Here is a 15,244-nt window from a genome sequence, read left to right as displayed (position 1 = left end):
TTCAAGGAAAAAATCCCATGTCCAAAACCCTAATCATCGCTGAAAAACCCGATATGGCAAAAGCCATCGCCGCCGTGCTGAATGTCCCCAAAACCAAAGGTTGCTACGAAAACGAGCAATTCATCGTCAGTAACTGCATCGGGCATTTGATTGAATTTGATGTTCCCGAATGGCGCGACAAGAACGCATCATTGCCTGTTATTCCGCAAACTTTTTCCCTGAAAATCAAAGAACAAACCGCGCAACATTATCAGTTTTTGCGCGGTTTAATTCATCGTGCGGACGTGTCCACGCTCGTAAACGCTTGCGATGCCGACCGTGCAGGTGAACATATTTTTCGGTTGGTTTACCAACATTCAGGCTGCCTGAAACCTGTAAAACGTATGTGGATTCAATCCACTACGCAACAAGGTTTACGCCAAGCGTTTGACCATCTGAAAAACGGCACAGATTACGATAATCTCGCTGCTGCCGAACAATGCCGCGCCGAAGCCGATTGGCTGCTCGGCATGAACGGCTCTCGCGCATTGAGCAATCAGTTTGGGCGCGTGATGACCCCTACGCTGGCGATGGTGGTTGATGCTTATCTCGCCAACAAAAATTTCAGACCTGAAAACTATTGGGAAGTATCGGCGCAATTTGCTATTCAATCAGGCAGTTATACCGCAAAATTATTGGACAAAAACGACAAAATCTCCCGTTTTGCCGATGACGAAACCGCGCAGGCTGCCTGTGAACACATCCACAATCAAAACAGATTTGCTGTGAACGATGCTGCCGAAACGGAATACGCTCACGCGCCGTATTTGTTTGATGCCAATGAATTGCAAAAAATCGCCAATAAAAAACTTGGTTTTGCTGCCGATAAAACCTTGTCTATCATGCAAAGTTTGTACGAAAAGCACAAAGTTTTGACTTATCCGCGTTCCGATTTTAACGCGCTGCCTGACGATTACTTGCCCACGTTAAGCACCACGATTGCAGGATTAGGCGCGTTGGCGGAATACAGTAACATCGTAAATGATATGCAAGCCCATGATTTGATTAAACACAATCCGCGTGTTTTTGACGACAAGCGCATCGGCTCACACTATGCGATTGTGCCAACTGGTTTCATTCAGACGGCAGACGGCGAACGCGCTTTGTCGGATTGTCCGCCCAATGTGTTGCACGAAACTTTGTCGGCTGATGAATATACCGTGTTTCATTTGGTGGCGTTGCGAACGCTCGCCGCACTTTATCCTGCTGCCGAATACGCCGTAACCACGCGTATCACGTTTTCAGGCAGCCTGAAACTGCGGACAACTGGGCGCGTGTTGCAAAAACAAGGCTGGCTGAACGTGTACGGTGGCATTGATGATGACGAAGACAAGCAGCAGTCGGATAAATTGCCGCCGTTGTCGCCCGATGAAACCGCGCAACTGGACAGCGTGTCCGCCAAAAAATTAACCACCAAAGCACCGCCGCTCATGACCGAAAGCCGTTTAATCCAAGCCATGAAAACCGCAGGGCGCGATTTGGACGACAAGCATTTGGCAGACGTGATGAAAGACGTGAAAGGCATCGGCACATCTGCTACACGCGCGCCCATCATCAAAAAATTGAAAACGCCGCCCGAACATGAATCAGCCTATTTGTTGCTGGAAAAGAACCAGTTAATCCCGAGCCAACGTGCGCTTGATGCGATTGCCCACGTCCGCCAGTTTTTCCCTGAAACCGCCGACCCAATTTTAACTGCTGAATGGGAAGACAAATTGCATCAAATAGAACACGGTCAATTTGCTGCCGATGATTTTCGTGCGGAAATTCATGGGTTCGTGAAAAAATTTGTAGCAACGGTGTTGCCGCATCGTCCGAACGCACATCAAGCAGAAATCTTGTGTGCGTGTCCGAATTGCGGTTCAGGCAGCCTGCAAAGCCAAAAATTCAGTTGGCATTGTGAATGCGGTTTCAAACTCTACAAAGAACAGCGCGGTCGTGCCATGTCGGCAGATGAATTGCGCCAACTGATTGAACACGGCAAAACCGATTTGCTGCAAGATTTTGTGTCCAAAGAAAAAGGCACAAAATACGCTGCTGTCTTAAAGCTGGAACGCGATGATACAGGCAGCCTGAAAATCGGCATGGCGTTTCCCGAACGCAAAACGGAAACCTGTCCGTGTTGTTCAGGCAGCCTGCACGACAAAGGTGGTTTGTACGAATGTGAATGTGGTTTCAAATTATGGAAAACGCAATTTGGCAAACGCTTGACCGAAAATCAGCTTAAATCGTTGATTGAAAAAGGCGAAAGCGGTTTGATTAAAGGCTTGAACCGAAAAGACGGCAGCACATTTGATGCGGCATTGTGCGTGGACAAAGTGAATAAGAAGATTGGTTTTGTGCCGCGTAAAAAATAATGAGTTTTCAGGCAGCTTGGATAAATTCAGGCTGCCTGAATTTTTTGGGAATTTCATCATGAAAAATAAAGCACTACCCATTGTTTTATTTATTTTGTTTACGCTACCGCTCGCAATGGCTGGCGGTGGTTATGTTGGCAGTATGATATTTGTGCGCTGGCAAAAATTGAACAGCAAACCGTCCGTATTTTTGCTATACGAATACGCGCAACATTTGGACAAACTGTCTGCCAAGTTGCTGATGCCATATAAAATCAGCGTGATGATTGCGCTGCTAATCAGCATTTTACCTACGCTGATTATGTTGGCGGCGGTGTTCGCCAAACCCAAACGCGAATTACACGGCTCTTCACGTTTTGCCAACGCGGTTGAAGTACAACAAGCTGGCTTACTCAAAGCCGATTACAGCAAAGAAAAACCCGATTTGCTCATCGGCAAATACAGAAACAAATATTTGCGTTGGGCTGGTAACGAGTTTCTGTATTTAGCCGCACCGACACGCTCGGGTAAAGGCGTGGGCGTGGTTATTCCAAATTGCTTGCATTATCGTGATTCTATGGTGGTGTACGACCCGAAATTGGAAAATTTCATCATCACAGGCGGTTTCAGGCAGCAAAAATTGGGGCAACAGGTTTTCTTGTTCAATCCCGGTGGACGTATGCCCGAACATGAACGCAATCCGATGTTGCCGCTTGTTAGCCATCGCTGGAATCCGATGACCTACATTCGCCGTGATGCGCGATACAGCTACAAAGATTTGTCCAATATGGCAGCCATTTTGTTGCCCAAACCTGCCAAAGACAACGGCAGCGGTACATTTTTTGTGGAAAGCGCGCGGAAATTATTTGTCGGCTTGGGTTTGTACATGATTGAAACCGAACGTGAACGCGATTTAGACGATTACACGCAACGCACCACATTGGCAAATTTGTTCCGTTTAACCGCGCCGACTGACGGCAAACCGCTTAATGAATGGTTGTTGGCTGAAATCGCCGAACGCGATAACGACCCTGAAAAAACGCCGTTATCCAGTCAATGCAAAACGCTGTTGCTCGGTTTTGCCAATGGCAGCCCGAAAACAGGCGCGGATATTTTGGCATCGCTGACCGCACCGCTCGGCATTTTCCTTGACCCTGTTTGCGAAGCGGCAACATCGGGCGATGATTTCCGTCTTGATGAACTCCGCAAAAAGCGCATGACAATTTTCATTGGCGTTGTGCCGACCGAAACCGAAACATTCAGCCGTTTAACTAATTTGTTGTTTTCGCAAATTATTGACGTGAACGTGCAACAAGGTTTACCACAAGACAACAAAGCATTGCTCAAATACCAATGCTTATTGTTGATGGACGAATTTACCGCGCTCGGCGTGATTCCAGCCGTGCAACACGGCGTGTCGTACATTGCAGGTTACGAATTGCGGCTACTCATCATTATTCAAGCTCCGTCCCAAGTGGAAGCGATTTACGGACGTGAAAACATGGAAACGTTTTTTACCAACTTTACTTGTCGGATTTTCTACACGCCACGCGTTCAGAAAGATGCCGAAGAGTACAGTAAATCAATCGGTTATGAAACATTTAAAGCGCGTTCTACATCGCGTTCGCAAGGCAAAGGCGGCAGCCGTAGCACCAGCATCAGCGACCAACAACGTGCCGTGATGAACCCCGATGAAATCAAGATGATGCCGAACTCGGATTGCATCATCAATTTGGGCAGCAGTCGTGCCATTTACGCGCAAAAAATCGTGTATTGGCAAGATGATGTGTTCAAAGTTCGCGCCAATTTACCGCGCCCCGATGTCCCCAATCTTGAAATCAAAACCCACCGCAGTCAGCCGAAATCTGCCACCGCTCAAACCGCCAAAACCGAGCCTGTTCCCGATGAAAAGCTGCCTGAAACCGATTTTAAAACCTGTGCCAACAACGATGAATTGTTTTACACAATGGCTCGTGCGTTGGTTACGCCCGACAGTCCGCCTGAATACATCAAGCAAATTGTGGCAGGTATGGCAAAACAATGGGGCAAAGACAGCGAGCAAGTCTTGGCAAAATTATTCGTTTGATGATGTTGTGAACAAGGCAGCCTGAAAGTTGTGTTTTTCAGGCTGCCTGAATTTTTGGGAGAAAAAACAAAATGAGTGATTACGAAGAAATCCGCAAAGCCTTAACTCATCTTGATGCGAATGACCGTGATTTTTGGGTCAGAATGGGTGCTGCCGTGAAAGATGAATTGGGCGAAGATGGTTTTGAATTGTGGGACGAATGGTCGCGCCAGTCGGACACCTACAAGCCCAATGATGCAAAAGCCGTTTGGAAATCCTTGAAACAAGGACATATTCATATCGGAACGCTGTTTTATCATGCGCGTGAAAACGGCTACCGTCCCGACAAGCCCTACACGCCACCAAGCGCGGAAGAGTTAGCCAAACGCGCCCAAGCCGCGCAAGAAAAACAACGTGCCGAAGCCGAACGCATCGCCAAAGACCACGCCAAAGCTGCAAAAACCGCTTATGGCATTTGGAAAAACGCCAGCCCTGCTGACCCCAATCATGCCTACGCAAAAAATAAAGGCTTGGGATTGAGTGAAGCTGCGATGAATGCCATTCGTCAAAATGAATACAACGGCAAAAAGCAGTTGATTATCCCTTTGTATTCAGACAAAAAACTGGTAAACGTGCAAACCATTGACGAAGACGGCAACAAAAGTTTTTTGAGCGGCGGACAAAAGCAAGGCGCGTACACGGTCATCGGCGATTTCAGGCAGCATCAAAACGGCGTGATTTTGGCGGAGGGTTATGCGACCGCCGCAAGCGTTCATCAGGCAACTGGTAAACCTGTGATTGTGGCGTTTGATGCTGGCAATTTGAAAGCGGTATCGGAAAAATTGGTAAACGTGCTGCCTGAAAACGTGCCTGTTTATTTTGCCGCCGACAACGACCCGAAAGAAACAGGTTTAGTGAAAGCACAAGCTGCCGCGCAAATTTGGGGCGAACGCGCTCAAATTGCCATGCCGACATTTTCTGCTAAACAGATTGATGAATATCAAGCAGAACATGGCAAATTTGATAGTCATGGCAATGAAAACGTACCGACTGATTTTAACGACTTGCACAAATTAGCTGGTATTGAAGCGGTGCGCGAGACATTTGGCATTGAGCCTGAACCTTATATCATTGAAACAGAAACGGATATTGAACTTAACAGGCAGCCTGAAAGTGAAATTAAATCTGAAATTGAACAACATGGAGCAGACATCATGCAAGAACACGATAAACCCGATGTACCACGCGAAGAGTTGCTGAAAAACAATTACTGGCGTGTCCAAAATGGCTACGACCCTTTGCCTGAAAATGACCAACAGCCCGAGCAAACCACCTACTCTGCTGACAATCCCTATGCACAATGGGCAGAACATGATGATGAAGTTCGTCATAATGCAGATAGTTGGGAAATGCGGACACCTTTAACCAATGAGAGATTGGCTCATTTTAATCAGCAAGCCGAGCAATACGGTTTTACTACGCGCATTGAAAGCAGTAGTGGAGAATTGGGCGTTTTTCAGGCGGATAAATGGGTCAATGAAACCTATCATGTAGAAATTGACGGTCAATTTAAAAATCATGGCTCTATGGCTACTTATGAAGCTGCCCATGATTTTACGATGTCTTTTCATGAAAATGATGAAATTGTCCACTATGTTTACACCAATCATCTTGATGATGCACTTCAACAAGCCAATGACTTTTTACAAAATCCAGCAGAATGGATTAAAGAGCAAGATTTGAAAATGCAAGCAGAAGCAATGCAGCCTGAAAATGCACCACCTGAATACGATTATATGCCTGAATATTCATCTGATGATAACGAGTTACCACCCTATTATCCACCTGAATATTTTGAACAATTATCTACTGAACCACCCACAGCCACATCAGAAAAAGATGTGGCTGTTTCCGTTTCAGAGCAGGAAGAGCAGCCTGAAAAAATCGTTTCGGAATACGCCAAACAGATGATTTCGGAATTATCGCAGCAACACGGCTGGACACAAGGCGGAGAAGACCGCGCCTACAAAAATGTGGACGATGAACGCACTTTGGTAGCATACGCCAATGAGCAATATTTGACGTTGGGCGAAAACGATGTGGACGGTGGTCGGGATATTGTGTACAGCGTGGACACACAGCAAACATCGCCGCAGTTGGCGGCTGATGTGTTTAACCAATATGCCGACCGTTACGCACAAGGCGAACATATCCGTCCGCAAGATGTGGAAATAGCGTTGCAGCAACGCAATCAATCTGTACAGCCAGCCCCCGAAACCACCATTCCCGAGCCGCCACAACGTAGGCAGCCTGAAAGTGAATTGGCGCAACCCACAGCCACATCAGAAAAAGATGTGGCTGTTCCCGTTTCAGAGCAGCAAGAAACTACTCCTGAAATTCAAACAGAACAGCAACCTGAAATGTTCAACGGCATTGAATACGGTGGTTTCCAGCGCGAAATCAGGCTGCCTGAAAAACAGCCCGAATTACAACCAGAGCCACAAACTGAACCAGCCACAGAACCAGTTCAACCCACTCCACCCACAGCCGAGAAAGTGCAGCCAGCCCCACAACCCGATGTGGAAGAGCCTGAATTATCACGCCCCGAAACATTGGAACAACCACAGCCGATTTTGGATTTAACGTATGAGAAACCACCCAAACATCTGCAATCGCGCTACATCGTTGCGGAGAATGGGCAATATTTGTCTGCCGACAATCACACCACTGTTTTGTTTGAAGACAAAGGTAACGCGCTCAAAACCGCCAAATCCGACCAGCAAACCATTCAGGATATGTTGGAAGTCGCCAAAGCCAAAGGTTGGGATAGCATCAAAATTTCAGGCAGCCCTGAATTTAAATCCATGATGTACGTTGCTGCTGAAAGTCAGGGCATCAAAACCACAGGCTACAAACCCACTCCTGCGGATTTAGCAATGGTAGAAAAATTGCGTGAAGACCGTTCCTTGAATGGTATTCAAAGCACCCATAAACCCGAGCTTGACCCGAGCAAGCAGCCTGAAAAGCCCGATGTTGCCGCGCTTTCTGCTGCTGATAAACTCAAAACACAAAGCGCGATGCCCGATGAACGCCAAATCAATTCATCTCCGATTGCCGACACCGAAGCCGCGCCAAAAATAGAGAGTTTGGGTAACAAAACCATTCAGCCCGAAGTGCTACGAAGTAGCCAAGAAATGACAACCGCCGCCCTGTCGCCCGAAGTGGCAAACGCCAAAGCCGCCTACGACCAAAAAGCGCAACAGTTAAGCGAACCCAACCAAGCGCGGCTAAAAGCCTACGAGCGCAACACAATGGACGTGCTGCGCGATGTTCAGGGCGATGCGCGTAATCATGCGTTAAGGAATTACTATGAATACACGACCAATGCCATGAACGGCACAGAATTGAATTTGCCACAACCAATGCAAAACCGCGCCCCCACTCATCATCAGGCACATGAACCGCAACAGTCCAACAGCCAAGATTTTGAAATGGAACGCTGATTTTTTTCAACAAAAAGCCCTGCTTAGCATTGCGCTAAACAGGGTTTTATTTTGATAAAAGGAATAATGATGAAACAACAAGAAATCCGTGTTTTTGGTTTAAGTCATGATGTCATCAATCAGCTTCAACTAATGGCATTAGAACGCTATGGTAAAGCCAGCGCATCTTTAATGTTACGAAAACTGGCAGAGAAACAAATCAGGCAGCCTGAAAATATTCCTACTGAAAATTATCAAGAAAACAAGCAAAATCAACGCTTAACTTTACGCCTGCCACCACAGCAGCAACATTACCTAAACCAAAAAGCCCAACTGCAATACAGTAGTTTAAACGATGTAGTACGCGATATTATCGCTGAGTACATTACGCAAAATCCTGTATTGAGTAATGACGAAGTACAGGCTCTATATCAGTCTAATTACCAACTTTTGCGTTTGGGGCGCAACATCAATCAAATTGCGCGACAACTCAATAGCATTACACCTAATTCTTTGACAAGTCAGCAATTAACTGAATTATCAGCATTTTTAAAGCAACACGCTGAAACAGTCGGTAAAGTTTTACGCAAGCAAAATAAACCGTTCAAATATCGTCCTATTGAAAATATTTAAAATGAAACAGATAGATAGAAGAATTGATAACTGGTTTCTTGGCTACACACGCAGCGTTCACACCAAATCAGGCAGCCTGAATTTTGGTAGTCGCCACTCGTCCAAACCACTCAAAACAGGTACAGGTTTAACCAATCTACGTGCCGCCGCACAAAAAAAGCCCGAAGTCATGGTAAAAATTCCCAAACGCCACAGCAAAAATTCCAAAGGCATGAAAGGGATACGCAACCATGCGGATTATGTTTCACGCAATGGAGAAATTGCACTGGAAAACCAAGACGGCGAAATTTTTCATGGTAAACGAGCGGTAAAAGAATTTTTGAACGACTGGCAAAGCCATTGCGGTATCGCCGATGAGACACGACACAAAGAAGCCCTGAATATTGTCTTGTCCATGCCCAAAGAAACGCCACCCGATGCCCTATTACAGGCAGCGCGTGATTTTGCCGCAGAGCAATTTCAAGGACACCAATATTTTCTAGGCTTGCACCACAACAGCCATGACCCTGACGAACCCGAACACCCACACGTTCATCTATGCGTACTGATGCGAGATGAACGCGGTCAGCGACTCAATCCACGCAAAAATGATTTGTTTGAGTGGCGTGTCCGTTTTGCCGAAAAGTTGCGTGAAAATGGCGTTGATTGCGCCGCCACCAAGCGCGTACATCGTGGTAAAACCCAAAAGCCTGAAAACAGCACAATCCGCGCCATGCGTGAACGTGGACAAAGCAGCAAAGCAGAGTTGCAGCAGAAACTAGCCATTTCACAAGCTATTTTGTCAGGGAAACGCCCTGAACACCCATTTTTGAATCAAGCGGACAAAACGCGCCAAAAGATTGTTGCAGAATACAAAATGATTGCGCGTGAACTGTACATGAATGGCTACAAAACCGAAGCCAAAGCCATGAGCAAATTTGCCCAAGAAGTGTCTGAAAAAGGATTTACCACCCAAGCGCAACAGGAATTTGACAAGGTTCAGATACAAATCAGGCAGCCTGAAAAATCGCCCGACCGCTCACACGATAATGAAATGGAACGCTGAAATATTTTCAGGCTGCCTGTTTCAATTTGACAACGTACCAAGAAAACCCCTATGCTGATAGCCTATTTTTTCAACCCTATACGGAGTTTCAAAAATGAAACGCATCACTTTATCGGTTCTTGTTTTGATGTTGGCAGCGTGTGGCGGTAAAAACACAGATGATTATGTCGGTGTTTGGCAACGTGATGATGCTGAATTTTTGCAATTTGTAGAAATCAAAAAAGACGGTGGCAATTACCTATTTTCACAAGAAACACAAAACTACACTTTTTCTGAAAAGAATGGGGAATTGGTATTGAACACAGGATTGGGAGAAATTCCATTTACGCTGTCTGACGATAGAAAAACGCTGTCAGCTAATTTGTATTCAAGCGGTAGCAACCGTTTTTTTAAAGTGGAAGATGAATCTTGTAAACAGTTGATTGCAGAATTGCAAACTGCACAAGGAAAATTACCACTGAACGCATTGAGTAATGAATTTAAACAAGCAAGCGCAAATATCAAAGCAATTAGCGAAAAATACATCAGTCAATGTAGTAAAAATTGACGTCCTTCCCTCCGTGAACGAAGGGAATTCCTACGGCGGTTAGCAATGTTTTGCTCACTCGCTTCGGTGGGTTCGTGCTGCTGACAACCTGACTGCATTGTTCACTTCACACGCGCTACGGACACGTCCTGCCCTGATTTTTGTTTTTAGCTTCGCTGAACTTCGTTTCAGGCAGCCTGAATGGCTTGCCCACGTTTTAATATATTGATTGCACCGACTACATCGGCATTGTTTTGATAGCCACACTCTACGCATTCAAAATTCGCCTGCGTTTGGCGGTTGTCTTTTGTCGTATGTCCGCAATTCGGGCAACATCGGCTGGTATTTTGTGGTGGAACAGCAAACACAAAACCACCATTCCAAGCCAATTTATACGCCAATTGTCGCCTAAATTCCGCCCAAGACTGGTCTAAAATCGCCCGATTTAAGCCTGATTTCTGTTTCACATTTTTGCCATGCTGTTCAGCATCGCCTTTTGCTGACTTAGACATATTAGCTACTTGCAAATCTTCAACGTACACAATCGCGTGGTTTTGGCTGATTTGGCTGCTGATTTGATGCAAGTAGTTTTTACGGATATTGCTGATTTTATGGTGCAATTTGGCAATTTTGGCTTTTAACTTTTGCCAATTTTTAGAAAATTTGGTCTTGTTTTTGAAACGTTTTTGTAGTTTCGCTAATTTGCCTTTTAGGTTCTTAAACGCGTTAATCGGCTCAAAATATTCGCCGTTGGACAAAGTCGCGAAGCGCACGATACCCATATCAATACCGACTTCTCCACCGTTTGGCGTAGGCGTTTCCGTCTCAAATTCTGTTTGAATAGAAACATACCACTTACCGCATTTTTGGCTGACGGTTACGTTTTTCAGGCTGCCTGAAATAGCTCGGCTATTGCGATAGCGTACCCAACCCATTTTGGGTAAATAGATGCGGTTATTTCCTTGTTCCAATTTGCAACCTTGCGGAAATCTGAAACTGTCTTTTTCTCCCTTGCGTTTAAATTTTGGAAAGTCCGAACGTTTGGCAAAAAAGTTTTTGAATGCACTTTCCAAGTCTTTTAGACTTTGTTGCAAAACCTGACTGTGGCAGTCTTTGAGCCAAACTAACTCACGTTTCCATTCAGGCAACAATGCGGTTAGTTTTGAATAGCTAAATTTGAATGATTTATCTAACTGATATTGTTCATTTTGATACGCCAAAGCCCGATTGAATACGAAACGCGAACAGCCGCAAAATTGTTTCAGTTTGCGGATTTGTTCTCCGTTGGGTATAAGTTCAAATTTGAACGCTTTGAGTATCAACATTTTTAGGTTTCAGTTTTAAAAAATTGGCTAAATTTTAACATTGATTGGGCTGCTTCGCAGTCCGCGCCTGATATCTCCGCCGTGAACGGCGAAGTTTTACGGCGCATTCAGATAAACGCATCAAAATGAAAAAACGCCCATGGCTGCCTGAAAAAATTCAGGTAGTCATAGGCGTTTTTGGTACAATTTAATAAACTGTTGAAAAAGGAATAATCATGCCTTTACATATCCCCCCAACCAGCAAACAGCGTTACATCAGTGATATGGTCGCGCTCAATATTCGCAGTCCACAAGGTACAGGTGATTGGCATTCAGCCGCAACATTCGCCAGTGCGCTACCTGAACGTGTTTTTGTTTATGGCGATAATCAACCATACAACACCAATCAACTATTAGGCGCAAAAGGTGTTATTGACGGTACAAAACGATTGAATAGCATGGGTATTTTTCCTGAAAATAGCCCAGTTTTCATTGCCGACCACCCACGCGCCTGTTTTGATTTGCTTTACACCGTTGTTTTGCAAAAAGGCGCAATCAATAGCGTAATTTTAGATGATTGGTTTCCAGCACCCGAAGACAAGCGAGCCGTGTACGCGCTGATTCAGGCTGCCGAACCTTATTTAAATCATCAACAAAAAGAAAGATTAGCCACATGGAAACAGAAAAATCCAATCAACTGATTTCACAAGAAGAGCGGAATGCCGCCCATGAAAAGTTAATGGTTGCCATTCTGCAAAATCTTTCTGATACTCCTTTGGTACTCAAAGGCGGCACGGCTTTATATTTGGGCTATGGTCTAAACCGATTTTCAGAAGATTTGGATTTTGATTCCAATAAGAAATTGAATTTATTGAACAAAATAAAAGAATCTACACCTGTCGGTTTTAAGATTGATAATATCAATGTTAAAAAAGATACTGAAACAGTTAGCCGTTATGTAATCCAGTATTCCGTACCTAAAATTGGTTTACAAGATGCGCTGAAAATGGAAATTTCTTACCGTACACCTGTTCCCGAAGAACAGGTTACGGTTAAAGATGGCATTCGCTTTTCATCAATAGAACGGATTATTGACAATAAATTACACGCTGCTTTTGACGGCGATAATACACGCACAAAAGCACGAGATTTATTTGATTTACATTATCTTGCTAAAAACTTTCCCGATAATTTCAACGAGAATCTAGCGCAACGCCTACAATCCTTTTCACAAGACCCTGATAAATTAGTCAGCGCGTATGAAACTGATGCAGAACGCGACCCACTTTTAATCAACACAGATTTGGAAACAATGGCTTTGGAATTGAATGAAATGGCAAATCATATTGCCTTATCACAAGAATACCAAGCTAAACAAAATCTGCTCACACCTGAACAAAAACAAGTTGCTGCCGTTTTTGAACAAAATGCTCACGTTTTACAGCCCGAAACCCAACTGCAAACACGTTCAAATTTGTATCAGAATCAGCTAGATGAAATCAATCAGAGACAATCCCAACATTTTTCTCATGATGAACCCGAAATAGAACGCTAAAAAGCCTACGGCTGCCTGAAAAATATCAGGTAGCCGTAGGTTTTTTTTACGCCTGAAAATTGCCCCTACTCTCTCTTTGTTGACGTCCTCCCCTTGCTAAAGCAAGGGGATTCCTACTGCGGCCAGCAATGTTTTGCTGACTCGCTTCGGTGGGTTCGTGCTGCTGACAACCTGACTGCATTGTTCACTTCACACGCACTACGGACACGTCCTGCCCTGATTTTTGTTTTTAGCTTCGCTGAACTTCGTTTCAGGCAGCCTGAATGGCTTGCCCACGTTTTAACACATTGATTGCACCAACAACATCAGCATTGTTTTGATAGCCACACTCTACGCATTCAAAATTCGCCTGCGTTTGGCGGTTGTCTTTTGTCGTATATCCGCAATTCGGGCAACATCGGCTGGTATTTTGTGGCGGAACAGCAAACAAAAAACCACTATTCCAAGCCAATTTATATGCTAACTGTCGCCTAAATTCATACCAAGATTGGTCTAAAATCGCCCGATTTAAGCCTGATTTTTGTTTCACATTCTTGCCATGTTGTTCAGCATTACCTTTTGCCGATTTAGACATATTCACCACTTGCAAATCTTCAACATACACAATCGCGTGGTTTTGGCTGATTTTGCTGCTGATTTGATGCAAGTAGTTTTTGCGGATATTGCTGATTTTGTGGTGCAATTTTGAAATTTTGGCTTTTAGCTTTTGCCAATTTTTGCTGAATTTAGTTTTGTGTTTGAACTGCTTTTGCAATTTCGCTAGTTTGCCTTTTAAGGCTTTGAAAGCGTTAATCGGTTCAAAATATTCGCCGTTGGACAAAGTAGCAAAACGAACGATGCCCATATCAATACCGATTTCTCCGCCGTTGGGTTTTGGCGTTTCTGTCTCAAACTCTGTTTGAATAGAAACATACCACTTACCGCATTTTTGGCTGACGGTTACGTTTTTTAGGCAGCCTGAAATAGCTCGGCTATTGCGATAACGCACAAATCCTATTTTAGGCAAATAGATGCGGTTATTTCCTTGTTCCAATTTGCAACCTTGCGGAAATCTGAAACTGTCTTTTTCTCCCTTGCGTTTAAATTTTGGAAAGTCCGAACGTTTGGCAAAAAAGTTTTTGAATGCACTTTCCAAGTCTTTTAGACTTTGTTGCAAAACCTGACTGTGGCAGTCTTTGAGCCAAACTAACTCACGTTTCCATTCAGGCAACAATGCGGTTAGTTTTGAATAGCTAAATTTGAATGATTTATCTAACTGATATTGTTCATTTTGATACGCCAAAGCCCGATTGAATACGAAACGCGAACAGCCGCAAAATTGTTTCAGTTTGCGGATTTGCTCGCCGTTTGGTATGAGTTCAAATTTGAACGCTTTGAGTATCAACATTTTTAGGTTTCAGTTTTAAAAAATTGGCTAAATTTTAACATTGATTGGACTGCTTCGCAGTCCGCGCCTGATATCTGTGCCGTGAACGGCGAAGTTTTACGGCGCATTCGGATAAATTATTCTTCATGAAAAAAATAGCCGCATCGCGGCGTTTCCGCACGAGCGGAATGTAAAAAAACGGCGATTTAGTCCGTTTTTTGGCACACTGTGCCTATCCTGCGTTCTAAATTTTTAAGGTTTTTAAATAAAGAAAAATACCTAAAACCGATAAATTACCGATGAAAAATGATAAATACGGATACAATACGATTTATATGCAATAAAAAGCAGGTTAAATTCAACTTAATACGATAAAGATGCATTTTAAATACGATAAAATTTATTCCATAATAGATTTTTTACGATAAAATACAATTTTTTAGCGATAATGGAGTCATCATGGAAAAAAAGATTACCGCAACCGAATTTATGCAACAAAACACCATACCAAAACGTTCAAAACTCACGCCGTTTCAAGATGACATTTTGCTTCTGAAACAAAACGGCTATACCGATAGCCAAGTTTTAGAATTTTTAGCAATGAATGGGGTCAGAGTAGCCCAAAGCACACTCAATGAATTTATCAAAAGAAAAACACGCAATCAAACTGTTCAACCTGCCAAAAACAACGTTAGCCACACCCAAATAACCCCACCACCGCCCACAAACACCGAAATACCCCAAAATCAAGCGGAAAACGCCCCTGTTCGGCGTGGTTTACGAAAACCCACACCCACCCGAAAATTCAACTGGGACGAACGTCCCGACCCCGAAACTTTGAAATAAAAAATCCCCAAGATGGCACACAAACCATCTTGGGGATTTTTTATCCA

Annotated in this window: 11 protein-coding genes; 9 read left to right on the top strand and 2 right to left on the bottom strand. The window is 44.1% G+C overall.

The genetic code is table 11. From position 1 onward, the window contains the following. Positions 1 to 17: 17 nt before the first annotated feature. The 6 genes from QEO93_RS04765 to QEO93_RS04740 all read left to right on the top strand — a co-directional run bounded on the left by QEO93_RS04765 (position 18) and on the right by QEO93_RS04740 (position 10,147). Positions 18 to 2,396, top strand: coding sequence for a DNA topoisomerase (locus tag QEO93_RS04765; protein ID WP_085815614.1), 2,379 nt, complete (start codon positions 18 to 20; stop codon positions 2,394 to 2,396). 58 nt (positions 2,397 to 2,454) lie between these two features. Beyond that, positions 2,455 to 4,461 (top strand): type IV secretory system conjugative DNA transfer family protein, encoded by a 2,007-nt coding sequence (locus tag QEO93_RS04760; protein WP_085815734.1) that lies wholly within the window; start codon positions 2,455 to 2,457, stop codon positions 4,459 to 4,461. Positions 4,462 to 4,532: 71 nt separating this feature from the next. Then, the gene (locus QEO93_RS04755) at positions 4,533 to 7,943 is read left to right on the top strand and encodes an LPD7 domain-containing protein (RefSeq protein WP_245832180.1); all 3,411 of its coding nucleotides are present in this window, start codon (positions 4,533 to 4,535) and stop codon (positions 7,941 to 7,943) included. A gap of 69 nt (positions 7,944 to 8,012) precedes the next feature. Further along, the gene (mobC, locus tag QEO93_RS04750) at positions 8,013 to 8,555 is read left to right on the top strand and encodes a plasmid mobilization relaxosome protein MobC (protein WP_245190630.1); all 543 of its coding nucleotides are present in this window, start codon (positions 8,013 to 8,015) and stop codon (positions 8,553 to 8,555) included. A gap of 1 nt (position 8,556) precedes the next feature. Next, on the top strand, positions 8,557 to 9,600 hold the full coding sequence (locus QEO93_RS04745) for a relaxase/mobilization nuclease domain-containing protein (protein WP_032136829.1): 1,044 nt from the start codon (positions 8,557 to 8,559) through the stop codon (positions 9,598 to 9,600). 94 nt (positions 9,601 to 9,694) lie between these two features. Then, positions 9,695 to 10,147, top strand: coding sequence for a hypothetical protein (locus QEO93_RS04740; protein WP_143445755.1), 453 nt, complete (start codon positions 9,695 to 9,697; stop codon positions 10,145 to 10,147). Between the two features lie 167 nt (positions 10,148 to 10,314). On the opposite strand, the gene QEO93_RS04735 is transcribed toward QEO93_RS04740, so the two are convergent. Further along, positions 10,315 to 11,451 (bottom strand): RNA-guided endonuclease InsQ/TnpB family protein, encoded by a 1,137-nt coding sequence (locus QEO93_RS04735; protein ID WP_085815612.1) that lies wholly within the window; start codon positions 11,449 to 11,451, stop codon positions 10,315 to 10,317. A gap of 215 nt (positions 11,452 to 11,666) precedes the next feature. Between QEO93_RS04735 and QEO93_RS04730 the strand changes: the two genes are divergently transcribed. Together QEO93_RS04730 and QEO93_RS04725 are read left to right on the top strand one after the other, a co-directional pair. Continuing rightward, complete coding sequence (locus QEO93_RS04730; protein ID WP_032136831.1) at positions 11,667 to 12,131, top strand: hypothetical protein; 465 nt, start codon at positions 11,667 to 11,669, stop codon at positions 12,129 to 12,131. After that, a complete protein-coding gene (locus QEO93_RS04725; protein ID WP_085815613.1) occupies positions 12,104 to 12,985 on the top strand; it encodes a nucleotidyl transferase AbiEii/AbiGii toxin family protein in 882 nt (293 codons plus the stop codon). The genes QEO93_RS04730 and QEO93_RS04725 overlap by 28 nt, the downstream gene beginning before the upstream one ends. A gap of 250 nt (positions 12,986 to 13,235) precedes the next feature. Here QEO93_RS04725 and QEO93_RS04720 read toward each other — a convergent pair whose 3' ends face one another. Beyond that, a complete protein-coding gene (locus QEO93_RS04720) occupies positions 13,236 to 14,372 on the bottom strand; it encodes an RNA-guided endonuclease InsQ/TnpB family protein (RefSeq protein ID WP_284627626.1) in 1,137 nt (378 codons plus the stop codon). Positions 14,373 to 14,810: 438 nt separating this feature from the next. Between QEO93_RS04720 and QEO93_RS04715 the strand changes: the two genes are divergently transcribed. Then, positions 14,811 to 15,197 carry a hypothetical protein gene (locus QEO93_RS04715; protein WP_085815611.1) on the top strand — a complete coding sequence of 129 codons (387 nt, stop codon included), beginning with the start codon at positions 14,811 to 14,813 and terminating at the stop codon, positions 15,195 to 15,197. Positions 15,198 to 15,244: the final 47 nt, after the last annotated feature.

The sequence above is a fragment of the Kingella negevensis genome (assembly GCF_030177895.1).
Classification (GTDB): Bacteria; Pseudomonadota; Gammaproteobacteria; order Burkholderiales; family Neisseriaceae; genus Kingella_C; species Kingella_C negevensis.
The sequence above is the reverse complement of the archived record's forward strand: the minus strand, read 5'-3'. Positions and strand labels throughout refer to the sequence as shown.

Excerpts from the sequence above, each read along its gene's own strand:
- QEO93_RS04740 (WP_143445755.1), top strand. The coding sequence starts at position 9,695 with ATGAAACGCATCACTTTATCGGTTCTTGTTTTGATGTTGGCAGCGTGT.
- QEO93_RS04720 (WP_284627626.1), bottom strand. The coding sequence starts at position 14,372 with ATGTTGATACTCAAAGCGTTCAAATTTGAACTCATACCAAACGGCGAG.
- QEO93_RS04725 (WP_085815613.1), top strand. The coding sequence starts at position 12,104 with ATGGAAACAGAAAAATCCAATCAACTGATTTCACAAGAAGAGCGGAAT.
- QEO93_RS04755 (WP_245832180.1), top strand. The coding sequence starts at position 4,533 with ATGAGTGATTACGAAGAAATCCGCAAAGCCTTAACTCATCTTGATGCG.
- QEO93_RS04715 (WP_085815611.1), top strand. The coding sequence starts at position 14,811 with ATGGAAAAAAAGATTACCGCAACCGAATTTATGCAACAAAACACCATA.
- QEO93_RS04735 (WP_085815612.1), bottom strand. The coding sequence starts at position 11,451 with ATGTTGATACTCAAAGCGTTCAAATTTGAACTTATACCCAACGGAGAA.
- QEO93_RS04765 (WP_085815614.1), top strand. The coding sequence starts at position 18 with ATGTCCAAAACCCTAATCATCGCTGAAAAACCCGATATGGCAAAAGCC.
- QEO93_RS04730 (WP_032136831.1), top strand. The coding sequence starts at position 11,667 with ATGCCTTTACATATCCCCCCAACCAGCAAACAGCGTTACATCAGTGAT.
- mobC (WP_245190630.1), top strand. The coding sequence starts at position 8,013 with ATGAAACAACAAGAAATCCGTGTTTTTGGTTTAAGTCATGATGTCATC.
- QEO93_RS04745 (WP_032136829.1), top strand. The coding sequence starts at position 8,557 with ATGAAACAGATAGATAGAAGAATTGATAACTGGTTTCTTGGCTACACA.
- QEO93_RS04760 (WP_085815734.1), top strand. The coding sequence starts at position 2,455 with ATGAAAAATAAAGCACTACCCATTGTTTTATTTATTTTGTTTACGCTA.